This is a genomic window from Hymenobacter cyanobacteriorum (assembly GCF_022631375.1).
GTDB lineage: Bacteria > Bacteroidota > Bacteroidia > Cytophagales > Hymenobacteraceae > Hymenobacter > Hymenobacter cyanobacteriorum.
In genome coordinates this window covers 156,346-175,441 of record NZ_JALBGC010000001.1, presented here as the reverse complement: position 1 = coordinate 175,441, position 19,096 = coordinate 156,346, and the positions used below count along the sequence as shown (strand labels likewise).

At 60.4% G+C, this 19,096-nt stretch carries 13 protein-coding genes; 7 read left to right on the top strand and 6 right to left on the bottom strand.

Going from position 1 to position 19,096, the window contains the following annotated elements; genetic code table 11:
- Window positions 1-71: 71 nt before the first annotated feature.
- The 3 genes from MON38_RS00785 to MON38_RS00775 form a co-directional block, all read right to left on the bottom strand.
- Entirely contained in the window at window positions 72-704 is a 633-nt protein-coding gene (locus tag MON38_RS00785; protein ID WP_241934228.1) for a bifunctional nuclease family protein, read from the bottom strand.
- A gap of 234 nt (window positions 705-938) precedes the next feature.
- On the bottom strand, window positions 939-1,916 hold the full coding sequence (locus tag MON38_RS00780) for an electron transfer flavoprotein subunit alpha/FixB family protein (protein WP_241934227.1): 978 nt from the start codon (window positions 1,914-1,916) through the stop codon (window positions 939-941).
- A 107-nt stretch (window positions 1,917-2,023) separates the two neighbouring features.
- Window positions 2,024-2,764 (bottom strand): electron transfer flavoprotein subunit beta/FixA family protein, encoded by a 741-nt coding sequence (locus MON38_RS00775; protein WP_241934226.1) that lies wholly within the window; start codon window positions 2,762-2,764, stop codon window positions 2,024-2,026.
- Window positions 2,765-2,918: 154 nt separating this feature from the next.
- On the opposite strand from MON38_RS00775, the gene MON38_RS00770 reads away from it, so the two are divergent.
- The 7 genes from MON38_RS00770 (at window position 2,919) to MON38_RS00740 (ending at window position 14,718) form a co-directional block, all read left to right on the top strand.
- Window positions 2,919-3,257: a tetratricopeptide repeat protein gene (locus MON38_RS00770; RefSeq protein ID WP_241934225.1), complete on the top strand. Its 339-nt coding sequence runs from the start codon at window positions 2,919-2,921 to the stop codon at window positions 3,255-3,257.
- A gap of 191 nt (window positions 3,258-3,448) precedes the next feature.
- Entirely contained in the window at window positions 3,449-4,261 is an 813-nt protein-coding gene (locus MON38_RS00765; RefSeq protein WP_241934224.1) for a DUF937 domain-containing protein, read from the top strand.
- 105 nt (window positions 4,262-4,366) lie between these two features.
- A complete protein-coding gene (locus tag MON38_RS00760) occupies window positions 4,367-5,695 on the top strand; it encodes a TolC family protein (protein WP_241934223.1) in 1,329 nt (442 codons plus the stop codon).
- A gap of 110 nt (window positions 5,696-5,805) precedes the next feature.
- On the top strand, window positions 5,806-6,885 hold the full coding sequence (locus tag MON38_RS00755; RefSeq protein WP_241934222.1) for an efflux RND transporter periplasmic adaptor subunit: 1,080 nt from the start codon (window positions 5,806-5,808) through the stop codon (window positions 6,883-6,885).
- 113 nt (window positions 6,886-6,998) lie between these two features.
- A complete protein-coding gene (locus tag MON38_RS00750; protein WP_241934221.1) occupies window positions 6,999-10,157 on the top strand; it encodes an efflux RND transporter permease subunit in 3,159 nt (1,052 codons plus the stop codon).
- A gap of 236 nt (window positions 10,158-10,393) precedes the next feature.
- Entirely contained in the window at window positions 10,394-13,543 is a 3,150-nt protein-coding gene (locus MON38_RS00745; protein WP_241934220.1) for an efflux RND transporter permease subunit, read from the top strand.
- A 125-nt stretch (window positions 13,544-13,668) separates the two neighbouring features.
- Window positions 13,669-14,718 (top strand): methyltransferase domain-containing protein, encoded by a 1,050-nt coding sequence (locus tag MON38_RS00740; RefSeq protein ID WP_241934219.1) that lies wholly within the window; start codon window positions 13,669-13,671, stop codon window positions 14,716-14,718.
- Window positions 14,719-14,827: 109 nt separating this feature from the next.
- Here MON38_RS00740 and MON38_RS00735 read toward each other — a convergent pair whose 3' ends face one another.
- From MON38_RS00735 to MON38_RS00725, 3 genes are all read right to left on the bottom strand, one after another.
- On the bottom strand, window positions 14,828-16,306 hold the full coding sequence (locus MON38_RS00735) for an oligosaccharide flippase family protein (RefSeq protein WP_241934218.1): 1,479 nt from the start codon (window positions 16,304-16,306) through the stop codon (window positions 14,828-14,830).
- Between the two features lie 79 nt (window positions 16,307-16,385).
- On the bottom strand, window positions 16,386-17,777 hold the full coding sequence (locus tag MON38_RS00730) for a DUF7033 domain-containing protein (RefSeq protein ID WP_241934217.1): 1,392 nt from the start codon (window positions 17,775-17,777) through the stop codon (window positions 16,386-16,388).
- A 21-nt stretch (window positions 17,778-17,798) separates the two neighbouring features.
- Window positions 17,799-19,091 carry a glycosyltransferase family protein gene (locus tag MON38_RS00725; protein WP_241934216.1) on the bottom strand — a complete coding sequence of 431 codons (1,293 nt, stop codon included), beginning with the start codon at window positions 19,089-19,091 and terminating at the stop codon, window positions 17,799-17,801.
- Between the last annotated feature and the right edge of the window lie 5 nt (window positions 19,092-19,096).

Genomic DNA, 19,096 nt, shown 5'->3' with positions numbered 1-19,096 from the left:
AAAAGCAAAAAGTGAAGAGCCAATCGGGACAAGCCCTTTTAACTCTTCACTTTTTGCTTTTAACTTCAAAATCAGCCGTTGCGCTTGTTGAGTTCGTCGCGGATTTTGGCGGCTTTTTCGTAGTCCTCTTTGTCGAGGGCCTGGGCCAGCATTTTGGTCAACTCTTCCACTGGTACCTGGCCGCTGGGCTCGCGGGGCTCTGGCTGAGCCCGCGTGGCGCGGGGCGATTCGGTTTCGGCGTCGTCGTCATCCTCGTCGTCATCGTCCTCGGCGTCGCTTTCTGCTTCGTCAAGGTCGGATAGAATAATGCCGGCTTCACTCAGCACGCTTTCCACGGTGTAGATGGGCACGCCGAAGCGCAGGCCGATGGCAATGGCATCGGAAGGGCGGGCGTCGATGTCGAAGGTCGTCGCGCCATCCGAGCACACGATGCGCGAGTAGAACACGCCTTCCTTCAAGTCCGAAATCACGACTTCCAGAATCACCACGTGCACGTGTTCGGCAAACGATTTGAACAGGTCGTGGGTGAGGGGTCGGTTTGGGCTGATTTTTTCAATTTGAATAGCAATGCTTTGCGCTTCGAACATGCCAATGATAATGGGCAGGCGGCGGTTGCCGCCCTTCTCGCCCAGAATCAGCGCGAAGGAGCCAGACTGCGACTGGCTGGACGACAGGCCCAGGATTTCAAGCTGGATTTTTTTCAAGGTAATACGAGGTGCTAGGTGTCGGGGGAGGGGAAGAGCAGGCCCGGGAAAGGCCCGCCTGGGGTGGTCCATCGGGATGGACGTGCAAATAAAGAAAAGTCCGGGCATCTGCCGCCCGAAACTGCTGCTGAAACCAAGATAGCCCCAAAAAGATTAGGGACCCAGCCGGTAGCTTCCCGAGGAAAGCCGACCGCCTGGGTCCCCAACTCGCCCGCCGGGGCGGGGCTTTTTTGGTTAGTTCAGCGCCTTCACGGCGGCCGTCAGCTTGGGCAGTACGTCAAAAACGTCGCCCACGATGCCATAATCGGCCGCTTTAAAGAAGGGAGCCTCGGGGTCTTTGTTGATGACCACAATCACCTTCGAGCTGTTCACGCCGGCCAGGTGCTGGATAGCCCCCGAAATGCCGCAGGCAATGTACAGGTTCGGCGATACGGTGATGCCCGTCTGACCCACGTGCTCGTGGTGGGGGCGCCAGTCCACGTCCGACACCGGCTTCGAGCAGGCCGTAGCCGCGCCCAAGGCCTTCGCCAGGTCCTCAATCAGGCCCCAGTTCTCGGGGCCCTTCATGCCGCGGCCACCCGATACCACGCGGTCGGCCTCGGGCAGCAGAATGCCGCCGGCTTGGTCCTGCATCACCACCTGCTTGGGCGCATCGGCGAAGTCGGCATCGCCGAGCTGGGCCGAGAAGCTGGCCACTTCGGCCGTTTTGCCGGCTTCGTGCTTGGCTTCGGTCGAGTTTTTCTTCACGGCGATGATTTTGCGGTCGCCGCTCAGCACTACGTCCGAAAACGCCTTGCCCGAGAACGCACCGCGCTTCACCGTGAACTGGTCGCCGCTGATTTTGGGCAACTCCACCACGTTGGTAGCGAGGCTGGTCTTCAGGCGTACCGACAGACGCGAGCCCACGGCCGCGCCGATGTTGCTGTTGGCCAGCACAATAATCTTCGCGCTTTCCTGCTCGGCCGCCGTGGCGATGAGCTTGGTATAGGCGTTGTTCACGAAATCCTTGAGGCGGGGCTCGGCATCGTACAGCACTTTCGTGATGCCCTGCTCGCCCAGCTTGGCCAGGTTGGCCTCGTTGGCTTCGCCCACGGCGATGGCCGTGGCGGTGGTGCCCAGCATGGCGGCCACATCAGCCCCGTAGGAGGCCACTTCTAGCGACGACTTTTTTACTTCGCCGTCGGCGCATTCAACTACAACTAATACAGACATTTCTTTCAGTTAAGAGTTAAAAGTTATGAATTAAGAGTTGCCAGTTGAAGAATCAGAATTGACCAGTAGCCAATTCTTAACTCATAACTTTTAACTCTTAACTCCCTTTAGATGACTTTGGCTTCGTTGCGGAGCAGCTTGATGAGCTCGCCAGCGTTTTCCGCGTCGATGAGCTTCACGCCCTGCTTCTTGGGGGGCAGCGCGTACTCGGCCACGGTGGTGCGGGCGGGCTCGCCCACGGCGGGCACTACTTTCAGGGGCTTGGTGCGGGCCGTCATGATGCCGCGCATGTTGGGGATGCGGGGCTCGCACATGGGCTGCTGGCACGAGGCCACGAAGGGCGTATTCACGCTCACAATCTCCTTGCCGCCTTCAATCTCGCGCTCCAGGGTGGCGGTGTTGCCGCTCATGTCCAGCTTCATGGCCGGGGCCACGGTCGGGATGCCGAGCATTTCGCCCACCATGCCGTGCACCTGAAAACCGTTGTAGTCAATGCTTTCCTTGCCCATCAGAATCACGTCGTAGGCACCTTCCTTGGCGATGGCGGCAATCTGCTCGGCCACGAAGTAGGCGTCCTGCGGCACGGCATCGACGCGGATGGCGTCGTCGGCGCCAATGGCCAGGGCCTTGCGTATGTTGGGCTCGGTGTCGGCCTGGCCCACGTTTAGTACCGTCACGGTGCCGCTGCCGGCGGCTTCCTTCAGCTCGATGGCGCGGGTGAGGGCGTATTCGTCCCAGGGGTTAATCACGAACTGCACCCCGGCCTTGTTGAACTCCTTGTTATCGGGCGTAAAGGCAATTTTGGTGGTCGTGTCGGGCACGTTGGAAATGCAAACCAGAAACTTCATCTAGGCGGGAATAAGGTGGCGAAATCGGAGAAAAAAGGCTGCATGCATAACAACCTTCGAAAAGCGTACGGGTTTTGACAAAAAACAGCGGTTTCAGGCCGGGCCGCGAAAAAGCCGCAATTTTGCCCCAAAGGTAAACAAATCTCCCCGCCGAATGAACACTCCCGCCACCCGATTGCAGCAACTCCTGGCCTTTTACGCCGACGACCCCACCGACGCCTTCACCATTTATGCGCTGGCTACCGAATACCGTGCCCAGGAGCCCGAGCGCGCCTGGGAATTTTATCAAAACCTGCTGAATGAACACGCTGATTACGTGGGTACTTACTACCACGCCGGCAAGTTGCTGGAAGAATTCGGCCGCAAAGACGAAGCCGAGCAGGTGTACCGCAAAGGCCTATTGGTGGCCAAAAAAGCCGGCCAGCAGCACGCCGCCAGCGAAATCCGCCAAGCCCTGAACAGCTGCCTGGGGCTGGATTACGAAGACGAGTAAGAAGACGCGGACTATGCTTCGAAAGCATCATCATGGATACTGCCCTAGTTCGAGGGCTGGAATACCTGATTCGACCGGATGGGAACTTGATTTGTCGTTTTTCAGGAATTAATTGTTCGATAGGGCGCAGTTTTGTATCATTGACGCCTGATTGTGCAGTTTAAACAGTCTGGTGTTCTGGTACTACCGCCATGAAAAACTGCTTACAGGCCATTCGGCAGGCATTTTCCCGAGAACTGGTGCGGCATTTGGCCGCCCGGCTGGGGGAGCGCGAAAAAGCAGTCGGTAAAGCCCTGAAAGGAATGGTACCCATGGTGTTGTGTCAGCTGCTGATTCGGGCCGGCGAAGGGGAGGGGCGCGCCCTGCTTGCGCCGATAATGAAGGACGACTGGCCCGTGATTCGGGAAAGCCGGAACCTGACGGAAGTGCTGGCATTGCTGGGCGGCGGCCCCAACCACAGCGCGGCGTTGGATGCCGGCGAAAACTGGCTGAGCCACCTGTTTGGCGAAAGCCGGCCGGGGCTGGACGCGTTGATGAGCCTCTATGCCGGGCTCCGTCCCGATTCGGCCGTTACGCTGCTGCGGCTGGCGGCGGCCGTGGTGACGGCTGTGCTGGCGCAATATGCCAGGCGGCAGCATCTCACTGCCCTGCGCCTGAGCGAAGAGCTGGCCACTGCCAAAAATCAGATTTATAAATGGCTGCCGGCCGACCTGCCTCGCTGGCCGGGTTTCCGGCGGCGGGGGGCGGTGAAGGCTCCACACGCGGCGTGGGCCGCCGAACTGGCGAGGCCCTATTGGGTGCTGGTGCTGGCAACAGCGGCAGTAGCGGTGGTGGCGCTGCTGGTGCTGAGCGCGCTGGCCGGCCCAGCCCAACGGCCCGCGCCAACCAGGACGCTGCTGGCGGTGGCCCGCCTCGACTCGATGCGGCAAACAATGCCTGAAACGGCTGATTCGACCGCTGTGGCAGGGCCGGAGCCCACCCGGCTTGCGCCAGCCACTTGGTAAACCAGCCCGTTGGCCGAGGAAAAACCCGACTTCAACGCATGAATTTCAGGTTCATTTTATCCTCACGGAAGGCCGCCAACCTTTGTCGGGTAATCCAACTGACCCATGTTCCGCAACGTCCTTTTGCTGGTGCTGGCCCTGGCGGCCACCAGTGCCCAGGCCCAGGTAGCAAGCCCCGCCACCAGCCCGGCCCCCGCAACTACCCTGCCCGTGGCTACGGCCGATACGCTCCGCCTCACGCTGCCGCAGGCCGAGCAGCAGTTCTTTCAGAATAACCTGGCCGTGCTGGCCCAGCAGTACAATGTGACGGTGGCCCAGGCCCAGGCCGTGCAGGCCCGTCTGATTGACAACCCCTCGCTGTATGTGGAGCAAGATGTGCTGCGCCGCCGCATCAGCCGGCCCACGGTACCCGAAGGCACGGTCGGCAGCGAGGCCATCGTGACGGTGCAACAGCTGTTTTCGTTGGCGGGCCGCCGCAAGGCTGCCGGCCTGGCCGCCCAACAGGGCGCGGTGGTGGAGCAGTACAATCTGCAGGACTTGCTGCGCAACCTGCGCTACCAGCTGCGCACCACTTTCTACGACCTGTATTTCAAGCAGCGCACGCTTACCGCCTATGCCACGGAAATTTCGTCGCTGACGCGCACGGTGGGCCTGTACCAGACGCAGTTTGAGAAGGGCAACATTGCGCTGAAAGAGGTGATTCGCCTGCGGGCCTTCCTGTTCACGCTGCAAAGCGAGCGGCAGAACCTGCTGAACGACGTGGCTTCGGACCAGACGGACCTGCACGTGCTGCTGCGCGATGCCACTGGCAGCCAGTATGTGCCCGTGGCCGACCTGGGCCGCACCCGCGACCTCACGCTGAACGGCTACTCCGAGCAGGCCCTGATTGATACAGCATTGGTGCGCCGCACCGACCTCAACGCCCGTCGCGCCACCCTGCAGCAGCAAAACCTGAACCTGAAGCTGCAGCAGAAGCTGGCCGTGCCCGACCTGGCCGTGGGCTACACCTACGACAAAGCCGGTTCCTACATCAACAACTACAATGCCCTGACGCTGGGCATGGCCGTGCCCATCTTCAACCGCAACCAGGGCAACATTCAGGCGGCCAAAGCTCAGATTGCCGGCAGCCAGCTGTTGGTGGACCAGCAGCAGTTGGTGGTACAGAATGAGGTACATCAGGCTTACCAGCTGGCGGCGCGCAACGACGAGTTGTTCCAGAACACCGACCGCGACACGGCCCCGTTTGCCCGGCTGATGGTGGGCATCGAGCAGAGCTACGCCAAGCGCATCCTGAGCGTGGTGGAATACCTCGACTTTTTCGAGTCCTACAAGAACAACCTTGTGCAGCTGAATACTTTGCGGGCCAACCGCGTGCGGGCCTTCGAGCAACTGAATTTTGCCGTGGGCAAGCAGGTGTTCCGCGCCGACCAATAGCTTGTTAAGCCGTTAGCTTCTAGCTGTTAGCTATTAGCTTATCATCCCAAAAACTTCTATCAATCATCAAACGCTAACAGCTATCAGCTGATGGCTAACAGCTCACTACAATGAACCGCTCCTTTCTGGCATTGCTGACCGCCGTAACCTTGGTTGGCTGCTCCAAACCCGAAGTTAAAGAAGAAAAGAAGGAGGGCTTTCGCCTGTCCGACACGATGATGTCGCAGATTGTGCTGGATACCGTGCGCCTGCGCCCGGTGCAGGACGAGCTGGTGCTGACCGGCGAAATCGCCACCGACGGCGACAAAACCGTGAAAGTATACCCGCTGGTGGGCGGCGTGGTGGAGCAGCTGAAGGTGCAGCTCGGCGACAAGGTGACCAAGGGCCAGGTGCTGGCCGTCATCAAATCGGGCGAGATTGCCGACGTGCAGAACCAGACCACCGCCGCCAGCTCCGACCTCGACATTGCCCGCAAGAACCTGGCCGTGGCCGAGGATATGTTCAAAGCCGGCCTAAACTCCGAGCGCGACGTGGTACTGGCTCGCGCCGAAGTGACCAAAGCCCGTGGCACCGTGGGCAAGAACGTGAAGCAGCTCAGCGTCTACGGCATTGGGGCCGATGGCATGTACACGCTGCGGGCGCCCATTTCGGGCTTTATCACGGAAAAGAATGCAACGGACCACGAGCAGTTCAACAACGACAACGTGGGCAACCTGTTCACGGTGAGCGACCTGGACGATGTCTGGATTATGGCCAACGTGTTCGAGTCGGACATTTCGAAAGTGAAGGAAGGCTACTCGGCCGACGTAACCACGCTGAGCTACCCGGACAAGCATTTCCGAGGCAAAATCGACAAGGTGTTCAACGTACTGGACCCCGACAGCAAGGTGATGAAGGTCCGCGTGCGCCTGGAGAACCCCGGCTACCTGCTCAAGCCGGAGATGTACGCCCAGGTGCGCGTCGAGAACACGGAAGGGGCGAAGGCCCTGGCCGTGCCCGCCAAATCGGTGGTGTTTGATAAGGACCGCAACTTCGTGATGGTGTACCGAGACCGCACCCACGTCGAAACCCGGCCCGTCACCATCAGCAAAACGGTAGGCGACTACAGCTACGTGACCTCGGGCCTGAAGCCCGGCGATGTGGTCATTGCCAAAGACCAGCTGCTGGTGTACGACGAGCTGAACGACTAAATCGACAAGGCGGGGATTGACTTCGGGCAATGGCATTTTCGCCTTGCTCCGGGTCGATACTGCCTTTTAATTCTGCCCATAATTCACCGTTTCTTCACTGTTAGAAACTGAAAATGAACAAGTTCATTCAAGGCATTATCGCCTTTTCGCTCAAGAACAAGGGCTTCATCTTCCTCATGACCCTGGTGGTAGTGGTGATGGGCGTGGTGAGCTACCGGAACACGCCCATCGAGGCGTTTCCGGACGTGACGAACACCGAAATTACCATCATCACGCAGTGGCCCGGCCGCTCGGCCGAGGAGATGGAGAAGTTCGTGACCGTGCCCATCGAAATTGCCCTGAACCCAGTGCAGAAAAAGGCTTCGGTACGCAGCACCACGCTGTTTGGGCTGTCGGTGGTGAAGGTGATTTTTGACGATGGCGTGGACGACGCCTTTGCCCGCCCGCAGGTGAACAACCTGCTGCGTGAGGTGGACCTGCCCGATGGCATCACGCCCGACGTGCAGCCGCCCTACGGCCCCACCGGCGAAATCTACCGCTACACGTTGGAAAGCAAAACCAAAACCGTGCGCGAGCTCAAAACCCTGCAGGACTGGGTAATTGAGCGTAACCTGAAGGCCGTGCCCGGCGTGGCCGACGTGAACAGCTTCGGCGGCGAGGTGAAGGACTACGAAATTGCGGTGAACCCCGGCAAGCTGCAGGATTTCGGCCTCACGCCGCTCGACCTGTACAATGCCGTGCAGCGTTCCAACATCAACGTGGGCGGCGACGTGATAAACCAGGGCCAGCAGAACTACGTGGTGCGCGGCATCGGCCTGCTGAACAACATCTCCGACATCACCAACACGGTGATTAAGAATGTGAACGGCGTGCCCATTCTGGTGCGCGACGTGGCCAAAGTGACTGAAAGCGCCCTGCCGCGTTTGGGCCAGGTCGGCCGCGGGTTTGAGGACGACAAGCTGGAAGGCATTGTGGTGATGCGCAAGGGCGAAAACCCCTCGGAAGTTATTGCCCGCCTGCACGATAAAGTGGCCGAGCTGAACTCGAAAATCCTGCCGCCCGACGTGAAGATGAAAACCTTCTACGACCGCCAGCAGCTCATCGATTTTTCCACGGAAACGGTGATTCACAACCTGATGGAAGGCATCGTGCTGGTCACGCTCATTGTCTTCCTGTTCATGGCCGACTGGCGGACGACGGTGATTGTGTCGGTGATTATCCCGCTGGCGCTGCTGTTTGCCTTCATCTGCCTGCGGCTGCGCGGCATGAGTGCCAACCTGCTGAGCATGGGCGCCATCGACTTCGGTATCATCATCGACGGCGCGGTGGTGATGGTGGAAGGCCTGTTCGTGGCCCTCGACCACAAGGCGCACGAGCTGGGCATGGAGCGGTTCAACAAGCTTTCCAAGCTGGGGCTCATCAAGAAGTCGGGCCGCGACATGGGCAAGTCCATCTTCTTTGCCAAAGCCATTATTATCACGGCGTTGCTACCCATTTTCTCCTTCGAGAAAGTGGAGGGCAAGGTGTTCTCACCGCTGGCCTGGACGCTGGGCTTCGCCCTGCTGGGTGCGCTGATTTTCACCCTCACGCTGGTGCCGGTGCTGGTGAGCATCCTGCTGAAAAAGAACGTGAAGGAGAAGGACAACTTCTTCGTGCGCGGCGTGAACAACGGGGCCAACCGCTTCTTTCGCTTCACCTACGCCCGCAAAACGGCCACGCTCATCATCGCCTTCGTGGTAACGGCGCTGGGCCTGTATTCCTTCTCGTTTCTGGGTTCGGAATTCCTGCCGGAGCTGAACGAAGGCTCGATTTACGTACGGGCGCAGTTGCCGCTCAGCATCAGCCTGGAATCATCGAACGAGCTGTGCAACCAGATGCGGCGTGACTTCCTGAGCTTCCCCGAGGTGAGCGACGTAGTGAGCCAGACTGGCCGCCCCAACGACGGCACCGACCCCACGGGCTTCTACAACAACGAGTTTCTGGTGCAGCTCAAGCACACGCCCGAGGTGGAGAAGAAGATGAAGTCCAAGGCTTACCGCGAAGATTTGGTGGAGCGGATGAAGGCCAAGCTCGACAAGTTTACGGGTGTCGATTTCAACTTCTCGCAGCCCATCACCGACAACGTGGAAGAAGCCGCCTCGGGCGTGAAGGGCTCGATTGCGGTGAAAATCTACGGTACCGACCTGGCCACGCTGGAGGCCAAGGCCCGCGAGGTGTACGAGGTGCTGAAAACCGTGAAGGGCATCGATGACCTCGGCGTGCTGCGCAACATCGGCCAGCCCGAGTTCCACGTCGACCTCGACGAGCGCCGCATGGCCAGCTACGGCGTGGATAAATCGGATGCCAACTCGGTGCTCGAAATGGCCGTGGGCGGCAAGGAAGCCACGCAACTGTATGAGGGCGAGCGCAAATTCCCCATTCGGGTGCGCTACGAGCCCCAGTTCCGCCAGACGCCCACCGAAATTGCGGCCCTGATGGTGCCCACCCAGAGCGGCAAAACCATTCCGCTTTCCGAAATCGCCAACATCGGCTCCGTCACCGGCCCCAGCCTGATTTACCGCGACGACAACCGCCGCTTCGCCGCCGTCAAGTTCAGTATTCGCGGCCGCGACATGGGCTCGACCATCGCCGAGGCCCAGGAAAAAGTGAACCGCCACGTGAAGCTGCCCACCGGCTACGAGCAGAAATGGACCGGCGACTTCGAGAACCAGCGCCGCGCCACGCAGCGCCTCTCGCAGGTGGTGCCCATTTCGCTGGGGCTTATCTTTTTCATCCTGTTTATCCTCTTCGGCAACCTGAAAGATGCCGGGCTGGTGCTGCTCAACGTGCCGTTCGCCATCATCGGCGGCATCGCGGCGCTACTCATCACGCACACCAACTTCTCGATTTCGGCCGGTATTGGCTTCATTGCCTTGTTCGGTATTTGTATTCAGAACGGCGTGATTTTGATATCCGTATTCAAGCAGAACTTGGTGAAAAAGCACTCGCTCGACCACAGCATCAACGAAGGGGTGATTTCGCGGGTGCGCCCCGTAGTGATGACGGCCCTCATGGCCACCATCGGCCTGATGCCGGCTGCCATCTCCACGGGCATCGGCTCGGAGACGTCGAAGCCGTTGGCCATCGTAGTAATTGGTGGCCTGATAACGGGTACCATCCTCACGCTCTTCGTGTTCCCGCTGGTGTTCGAGCGCTTCTACCGCGCGGAACACACCAAGTACGTGCCGCTGCCCGGCGAAAAAGGCTACGTGGAGCCGGTGGCCGCGCATTAATGTAGCGTGGACTCTGCGAGTCCGCGTCCGCCCGAATGACTCCCGCCAAGCGTGGACTCGCAGAGTCCACGCTACAGAAAAGCCCGCTGCCTCATCAGGTAGCGGGCTTTTTCGTGCCCGGCTCTTCATAAAACACTCATTGTTTTCTCATCAACTTTTCACCAGATTCTCATTTTACGGCCGGGCCCAACGCCATTTCGCCGGTACCGCTGCCCAACTTCTCACCTCGCACTTGCATGAATAAGTTTATATCCGGTATCGTCGGTTTCTCGCTGAAGAACCGCTTCTTCATCTTTTTCATGACGGCGCTGCTGGTGGCGGGCGGCAGCTACAGCTACCTGCACACGCCCATCGAGGCGTTTCCCGACGTTACGAATACCCAGATGATTATCGTGAGCCTCTGGCCCGGCCGCTCGGCCGAAGAGGTGGAGCGGTTCGTGAGCACGCCAATTGAGGTGGCCATGAACTCGGTGCAGATGAAAAGCAACATGCGGAGCATCAGCATGTTTGGCTTGTCGGTGCTCAAGATAAACTTCGAGGACAACGTGGAGGACTTCTTCGCCCGGCAGCAGGTGAACAACCTGTTGAGCGGCGTGAACCTACCGGCCGGCTGCGACTCGCACGTGCAGCCGCCGTACGGGCCGACGGGCGAGATTTTCCGCTACACGGTGCAGAGCCGGACCCCGCGCACCACCAATGAGTTGCTCGCCATTCAGGACTGGACGGTGGAGCGGCAGCTGAAATCGGTGCCCGGTGTGGCCGACATTGCGGCCTTCGGCGGCACGCGTAAGGTGTACGAAATCAGTGTGAACCCTGCGATGCTGGCCAAGTACGACATGACCCCGCTGGAGGTGTACGACGCCGTGCAGAAATCGAACCTGAACGTGGGCGGCGACGTGATTGAGAAGAACTCGCAGAGCTACGTGGTGCGCGGCATCGGCCTGCTAACCAAGCCGGAGGATATCGGCAACATCATCGTCAAGGACATCAACAACGTGCCCGTGCTGGTGCGCAACGTAGCCCGCGTGACCGAAAGCAACGCCCCGCGCGTGGGCCAGGCCGGCCTCGACGACCAGGGCGACGTGGTGGAGGGCATCGTGATTATGCGCAAGGGCGAGAACCCCGCCGAGGTGCTGGGCCGCGTGAAAGCCAAAATCGCGGAGCTCAACGAGAAAGTGCTGCCCAGCGGCGTCTACCTCAAGACGTTCTACGACCGCGACGTGCTGATGGAGCACTGCACGCACACCGTGATTCACAACCTGATTGAGGGCATTGTGCTGGTGACGCTCATTGTGCTCCTATTTATGGCCGACTGGCGCACCACGCTCATCGTGGGCGTGGTGGTGCCGCTGGCGCTGCTATTCGCCTTCGTATGCCTGCGGCTGAAGGGCATGAGCGCCAACCTGCTCAGTATGGGCGCAATTGACTTCGGCATCATCATCGATGGGGCGGTGGTGATGGTGGAGGGCATTTTCGTAGTGCTCGACCACAAGGCCGAGAAGGTGGGGATGGAGAAGTTCAACAAGCTGGCCAAGCTCGGGCTGATTCGCAAGACCGGCGGCGAGCTGGGCAAGGCCGTGTTCTTCGCCAAGCTCATCATCCTGACCTGTTTGCTGCCGATTTTTGCCTTCGAGAAAGTGGAGGGCAAGATGTTCAGTCCACTAGCCTACACGCTGGGCTTTGCGCTGGTGGGCGCGCTGATTCTGACGCTCACGCTGGTGCCGGTGCTGTGCTCGCTGCTGCTGAACAAGAACGTGAAGGAGAAGCACAACCCGATTGTGAGCTTCTTTGACAATATCGTGACGAGTGCTTTCGGCTTCACTTACCGCCACAAGCTGCTGAGCTTCGGCGTGACGATGGCCGTGGTGGTGGCGGGCTTGTACTCGTTCAATTTCCTGGGTTCGGAGTTTCTGCCGGAGCTGAACGAGGGCGCGCTGTGGGTAGAAACCAAGCTGCCCATGTCATCTTCTTTGACGGAAACGAACAAGATGGCAGCTAACTACCGCCGCATCCTGCGCTCGTTTCCGGAAGTAACGTCGGTGCTGAGCCAGACCGGTCGCTCCAATGATGGCACCGACCCTTCGGGCATCTACTACGTGCAGGCGCAGGTCAACCTCAAGCCCAAGGAGGAGTGGAAGCGTAACATCACCAAGGAGCAGCTGATTGACGAGATGGACAAGAAGTTGAAGGAGTACCCCGGCATCATTTTCAACTATTCGCAGCCCATCATCGACAACGTGGAGGAGGCCGTGGCGGGCATTAATGCGGCGCTGGCCGTAAAGATTTTCGGCAATGACCTGAAGGAACTCGACGGCAAGGCCAACGAGGTGATGAAGGTGCTCGGCGGCGTGCGCGGCGTGAAGGACCTCGGCATTCTGCGCAACTTGGGCCAGCCCGAAATGAGCGTGCGCCTCGACCAGACCCGCATGGCTGCCTACGGGGTGCAAACGGCTGATGCCCAAACGGTAGTGGAGATGGCCGTGGGCGGCAAAGCTGCGACTCAGATTTACGAGGGCGAGCGCAAGTTCGACGTGACGGTGCGCTACCCCAAGCAGGACCGCGACAGCGAAGGCAAAATCGGCGAACTGCGCGTGCCCACCATTCGCGGCAGCAAGGTGGCGCTGAAGGAAATTGCCGACATCGGCACCAGCAACGGCCCGGCCTTCGTGTACCACGACAACGGCCAGCGCTTTATCGCGGTGAAGTTCTCCATCCGCGACCGCGACATGGGCTCTACCATCGCCGAGGCGCAGAAGAAAATGGACCAGACCATCAAGCTCGGCAAGGGATACCGCATTGAGTGGGCCGGCGAATTTGAGAACCAGGTGCGGGCGACCAAGCGCCTTTCGCAGGTAGTGCCGGTGTCGCTGGTCATCATCTTCATCCTGTTATTCATCACCTTCGGCAACGGCAAAGACGCCGCGCTGGTGCTGGCCAACGTGCCCTTTGCCCTCATCGGCGGCATCGCGGCGCTGCACCTCACGGGCGTGAACTTCTCGATTTCGGCTGGCATTGGCTTCATCGCCTTGCTCGGGATATGTATTCAGAACGGCATCGTGCTCATCACCGTGTTCAAGGAAAACCTGCGCAAGAAAATGAGCCTCGCCGACAGCCTGCGCCTGGGCGTGGCCTCCCGCGTGCGCCCCGTGGTGATGACGGCCCTTATGGCGATGATTGGCCTGTTTCCGGCGGCCCTCAGCACCGGCATCGGCTCCGAAACGCAGAAACCGCTGGCCATCGTCGTCATCGGCGGGCTGGTAACGGCCACGGTACTCACGCTGCTGATTTTCCCGCTCATCTTCGCCTTCTTCTACCGCGAGATGAACCAGAACGGGCCGGCCCCGAAACGGCGGAAGCGGGAGGAGCCGGTGCTGGTAGGCGCATAGGCCTGTAGCGCGGACTCTGTAGTCCGCGCTACTGCTTGCGCTAATGAAAGAACTTCGGGCCGCCAAACCAGTTGTTCCCAACGCAACGTATTTTCGGCCTCAACTATCGAATTCCCCTACTACATATGGCTTCTCCCGAAACCCGCGCCCAGGTACAGGACTACTACGGCAACCAGCTGCAAACCAGCCAGGACCTGCTCACCAACGCCTGCTGCACCGATGATATTCCGCTGGCCCACCGCCGCATTCTGTCGCAGTTGGAGCCCGAGGTGCTCGACAAATACTACGGCTGCGGCGTGTGCATTCCCGAAGCCATCGAAGGCATCACGGTGCTGGATTTGGGCTCCGGCTCGGGCCGCGATGCGTACCTGCTCTCGAAGCTGGTGGGGGAAAACGGCTACGTTATCGGCGTTGACATGACCGAGGAGCAACTTGACGTGGCCCGGCGCCACATCGACGCGCACACCGTTACCTTCGGCTATTCGAAGCCCAACGTGGAGTTCCGCCACGGCTACATCGAAGACCTGAAATCGGCCAACATCGCCGACAACAGCGTGGACTTGGTGGTGAGCAATTGCGTGCTCAACCTGAGCACCGATAAGGAAGCCACCTACCGCGAGATTTTTCGGGTGCTGAAGCCCGGCGGCGAGCTGTTCATCGCCGACGTATTTGCCGACCGCCGCGTGCCCGAAACCCTGCGCCAGGACCCCGTACTGTACGGCGAATGCCTGAGCGGCGCGATGTACACCGAAGACTTCCGCCGCCTGCTGCTGCGCTTGGGCATCAACGACTACCGCCTGATGAGCAGCCGTCGCCTCACCATCAACAATCCCGAGATTGAGGCCAAGGTGGGCAATATCGGCTTCTATTCGCTCACGGTGCGCGCCTTCAAACTCGACATCGAAGACAAGTGCGAGGACCACGGCCAGGTGGCTACTTACCTCGGCACTGTGCCCGGCCAGCCCCACCAGTTCGTGCTCGACGACCATCACACCTTCGAAACCGGCCGTCCCATGCTCGTGTGCGGCAATACTGCCGCCATGGTGGCCGATACCCGCTACGCCCCCCACTTCAAAGTGCTGGGTGATACCAGCCAGCACTTCGGCCTGTTCGACTGCGGCCCTTCGCCAGTAGCCGTGGCCGCGGGCGAGGCAGTGAGCGGCAGCTGCTGCTAGATGGAGTTAAAAGTTAAAAGAGAGGAGTTAAAAGTTGAACCAGCCACGGGTTTAATTTTTAACTCCTCTCTTTTAACTTTTAACTGAATACACAGAGCAAGGGGCAAGCTCAACGGCGGCGCACCTTCGTCCATAGCTCCATTGCTTCCGGTGCGGTGCCAGTGAGCAAAACGCCTGCGCCATAAAGCGCTGTGAGCACGCCGCCGCGCATGAGCAGCGTAAGAAAAGCGTTGCCGGTATCGGGCAGCACCCAGGCCACGAAACCAGCGCCGACGGCCACGGCCAGAATGCGGATGGTGCTGCCATCGAAGGGCTGCATGCCGTATTTGCGCCACACAAACCACGTTCGGGCCGTATTGATGCTAACCAGCGCGATGCAGTAGGCCAGCGCCGCGCCGGCCAGTTCCAGGCGCGGAATCAGGAGCCAGTTGAGGGCCACTACTGCGGCGGCGAGTGAGATATTGAAAACCAAATCGAAGCGGTAGCGCGGCGAGGTGGCCACGATAATGCCATTGACGCCAGTGATGCCATCGAACAGCCGGCCGGCCAGCAGCAGGAGCACGGCCGTGGTGCCCACCGCGTATTCGGGCCGATGGATGAGGCCGTAGATGAAGTTAAGATTCAGGCCGATGCCCAGCGCCAGGTAGCAGCCGAGCAGCGTGTTGATGCGGGTGCTGCGGCGGTAGAAGTCGGCCATCCTGGCCATGTTGCCCTCTTTCCAGTATTCAGCAATGAGGGAGTAAGCCGTTTTGTAGAGCGCCCGGAAGGGCAGGACCAGGGCCGTGCTCACGTTGGTGGCAATGAGGTAGATGCCGGCCGCCGCCAGGCTGACTTTAGTGCCCACCATCAAACTGTCGATGTTGAGCAGGACTGTGCCCGAAATGTTGCTCAGCAGCACGAAGCCCCCAAAACCCAGCATCTCGCGCAAGGGCTTGATGCGCAGCGCGGCCCGCGTGGGCCGCAGGTGCAACTCGCCGATGGCGGCCAGGTAAATGGCCAGCAGCACGGCCACCACTGCATATGCCCCCACGTAGGCCAGCACGAAGCCGTGGAAGCTGATAACGCCCTGGCTATAAGCCACGGCCGCGCCCACGAGCATCAGGCGCAGCAGGATTTCCTGGCAGAATGAGGAAAAGGACGTGTGGTAAAGCGCCCGCAGGTAAGCATCCTGCAACGAGCCCAGCATGATGCAGCCTGCCAGCGCAATAGCTGCCAGGTAGTGCGGTGCCAGCAAAGCCGCGTCGCCTTTGGCGTACCATTGCAGCAGCAGCGGCTTACTCAGCAGCAGCGCCAGCGCCACCACCACAAAACCCAGCAGCGGCGGCCCCAGCAACAGCGGCAGGAAGCCTGCATGGTTGCGCCCCTGGTTCCGGAAAAACGGAAAATACCGGATGCCCATGTTGGCAAACCCAAACGAAGCCACCTGCGCCCCAATGGTGGCCAGCGGCAGCAACACGCTGGCCGTGAGGCCAATCTGGGCGGGCGAAAGTAGGCGCGGCAGCACCAGAATGGTGTTAGCAAAGCCGATGGCCAGGCCGACGTAGGAAATCAGGGTGTTGCGGATGCCCTGGCGTTGAACGATGCCCAAACGGTTAGTTGGTAAATGAGTAATTGCGCAAAGGTTGCTTCAGCCTGCCTGCTGGAAATGATGCAAGCGAAAGCAAGCGCTACGCGCCGCAAAGGTCGGCCACAATCTGGCTTCCGGTGAGAAAAGCCGCGCCGCGCTGCTGCAAATAGGCCATAATTTCGGCGAACTGGCGCGGGCCCGTGAGAATATTGGCCGGGTCGAAATGGTCGTTGTGCCAGAGGATGCTGGCTACACCGCCGAACTTCTCAATCTCAGCCAACATCGGCTGAAGCGCGGGTAAAATTTCGTCGGCCCGTAGCTGTAAGTAGTTCGGATGGTGCAAGGTAGCATCCATGACCTGAAGCGGAATTTCAAGAAAGGAGTGGGGCTGCCCTCGGGTAAAATCGAACGGATAGAAGGGGTGACAGTACGAATGCCGAAAGCCGTAGTGCTCGGCAAAGCCTAAGGCCGCATCGTAGCGCAGGCCAGCCATAACCAGCGCTTCTAACTGCATTGGCGTTTGGCGGGGTTCCCACCGCAGGTAGTGGAAGCGGATGCCGGAGGCAGGCTCGGCAAACGTTTCGCTTTGCTCCGACGAAAGGCGGGCAAAGTCCGTGGCGGTACCGATGCTGCCGTGCAACGCCAGTTCGAACCCCTGCGAAGCCAAATGAAGGAAGCGCCGCCACAAGGGTCGGTCAATTCGGTAGTCAGCATTTGGGGTGCCGTCGGCTCCGGGCCGGTGCTCGGGCAGGATGAAGAACGTGGAGCGTGCCCCGTAGCTGGCGACAGTAGCGGCCACGGTTTCCAGGTTGTCCCAGGCATCGGGCTGCGTCAGGTGCCGCCACAGCCGCCGGCCGAAGCGCAGGAGGCGGACGGCTTTCAGGTCGGCTTTGGCCGGCACTTTCCAGGAACTGCGCAGGTTGTCGATGTCGTGGCTGATGAAGGCGGCGACAGGTGCGCCGCCGGCCCAGCGACGGGGCCGCAGCGGTTGGCCGGTTACGTACTCTACGGCTGCCCGCAACACGTCGAAGTAGTAGTTCACCACCGGCAACGCCACGAATCCGTAGCGCTTCTGCACACTAGCTGCGTAGGGGAAGCGCCCGTGTCGGTCGCGGGAATCGGAATAATATTCCTGCCAGCCGCTGAGCAGGTAGAAGGCGGCTGATATCAGGTCCGCATTGATGCGGCAGCGGCCCGGCGCCAACTCAAGCAAGGGTAAAGCCGGTTGAGCGTCGAAGAAAACAGGCACTCGCTGGCCCGCCCACTCCCGGTAATTCGGAGCCGCCGGGTAAGGCTCCTGAGCCTGAAAAAAACCAGCCGCCGCATCCGCAACCGTAATGGATTGTTGAGTATCGGCGTAACCAATCAGTCCTGCAGGCACGGCCTCGTACGCTAGTGCAAAGTGACGCAGCACGTAGTGCAGCCGCGCATCGGCCAACACCGGAGCAGCATTGATGGCGGGCAATAAAGATGCGGAGCTAATAGTTGACATGAAATCAAAAGTAATCGAATGTCAGTTGTTTGGCTTATTCTCGTTCAGCCATTCATTTAACACACTGGCAGTGCGTTCGCGGCTGTGGCCTTCGTCGGGCGTGCCCAGCGTGGCGTTGTAGTAATTGGCGCGCTGGTAAAGGTCGACGGGTTTGTGGTGGGCGTAGCGGCGCAGCGCCTCGGCCAGCTCGGCGGGCGTGTCGGCTCGCTCCACGAGGCCGCGGGTGGCGTAGCCGTAGTAGTCGTCCGTGAGTGGGTTGGCGGCGAAGCGGAAGTAGAGGCTGGCCACGTTCAGCATCACGGCTTCGAGGTGGGTAGAGGTGTCGGCAGCGACCAAGGCGTCCTGCCGCAGCAGGAAGTCGAACACGTTTTCCTGCCGGGCATCCGACCATTGCAAGCCCGGCAGCAGCTGCCGCAGCGGGCCGAAGTCGCGCCCGTCGCTGGGGTGCGGGCGCAGGGTGAACGTCAGCTCCGGCAACTCGCGCGTCAGGTACACCAGTGTCTCGGTGAGGGCCGGCAGCGGGTCGTGGATGTTGCAAGCTAGGCCCACGCGGCGCACGGCCGGGGCGGTGTTGCGGCGGCCGAGGTAGGCATCGGCTTTGGGCATGCCCACCAGCGCCACGCGGCCGGCAATGGGGCCGCACTGCCGGTACTTATCTAGCGCATCCTGGCCTTCGAGCAAACTCAAATCGAAGCCCAGCGGGGGGAAGTTGGTGCTCACGCTGGCGTGCTGCACGTAGGCCGTGGGCACGCCTTCGGCCCGACAGGCCAGCAGCAGCGAGCGGGTGTCGTCGTTGTGGTCGTTGGAAAACACCACCGCCCGCGGCCGGTAGTGGCGCAGGGCTCGCCGGTACACCTCATAATAACCGATGGCGTAAAAAATGAAGTCAAAAAACCGCGTAGCCCGCCCGCCCACCTGCCGCCGTAGCCCCAGGTAGGCCCCCGGAAACCGCCAGTAGTAGAGTAGCTTGCGCCGCAAAGACAGCCGGTTCACTACCGCGTTGTAGCGGCCGATGTGCTTGGCCTGCCCGGCCACCAGCACGGCATCAGTACGCGCCTCGGCCAGGAAGGCCAGGGCGTCGTAGTTGTTGGCGCTCACCACGTACAGCCACACTTTCCCGCGCAGGTCGTCGCGGTTTTTGATAGGCTGGAAGATGTTGCCCACCAGCCGCAGGCCGGCGTAGCCCAGCACCCGCGCCAGCCGCTTCAGCGGGTTAGCTGGCGAAATAGCCGCCAGTGCGGCCGGCGACAGCGCCGCGAAAATATCGGTGAACCGCAACTGCAGAATGTCGCGCAGCCGCGGAATCAAGGGCAATTCCG

Excerpts from the sequence above, each read along its gene's own strand:
- MON38_RS00775 (WP_241934226.1), bottom strand. The coding sequence starts at position 2,764 with ATGAAGTTTCTGGTTTGCATTTCCAACGTGCCCGACACGACCACCAAA.
- MON38_RS00780 (WP_241934227.1), bottom strand. The coding sequence starts at position 1,916 with ATGTCTGTATTAGTTGTAGTTGAATGCGCCGACGGCGAAGTAAAAAAG.
- MON38_RS00730 (WP_241934217.1), bottom strand. The coding sequence starts at position 17,777 with ATGTCAACTATTAGCTCCGCATCTTTATTGCCCGCCATCAATGCTGCT.
- MON38_RS00770 (WP_241934225.1), top strand. The coding sequence starts at position 2,919 with ATGAACACTCCCGCCACCCGATTGCAGCAACTCCTGGCCTTTTACGCC.
- MON38_RS00760 (WP_241934223.1), top strand. The coding sequence starts at position 4,367 with ATGTTCCGCAACGTCCTTTTGCTGGTGCTGGCCCTGGCGGCCACCAGT.
- MON38_RS00750 (WP_241934221.1), top strand. The coding sequence starts at position 6,999 with ATGAACAAGTTCATTCAAGGCATTATCGCCTTTTCGCTCAAGAACAAG.
- MON38_RS00740 (WP_241934219.1), top strand. The coding sequence starts at position 13,669 with ATGGCTTCTCCCGAAACCCGCGCCCAGGTACAGGACTACTACGGCAAC.
- MON38_RS00755 (WP_241934222.1), top strand. The coding sequence starts at position 5,806 with ATGAACCGCTCCTTTCTGGCATTGCTGACCGCCGTAACCTTGGTTGGC.
- MON38_RS00745 (WP_241934220.1), top strand. The coding sequence starts at position 10,394 with ATGAATAAGTTTATATCCGGTATCGTCGGTTTCTCGCTGAAGAACCGC.
- MON38_RS00765 (WP_241934224.1), top strand. The coding sequence starts at position 3,449 with ATGAAAAACTGCTTACAGGCCATTCGGCAGGCATTTTCCCGAGAACTG.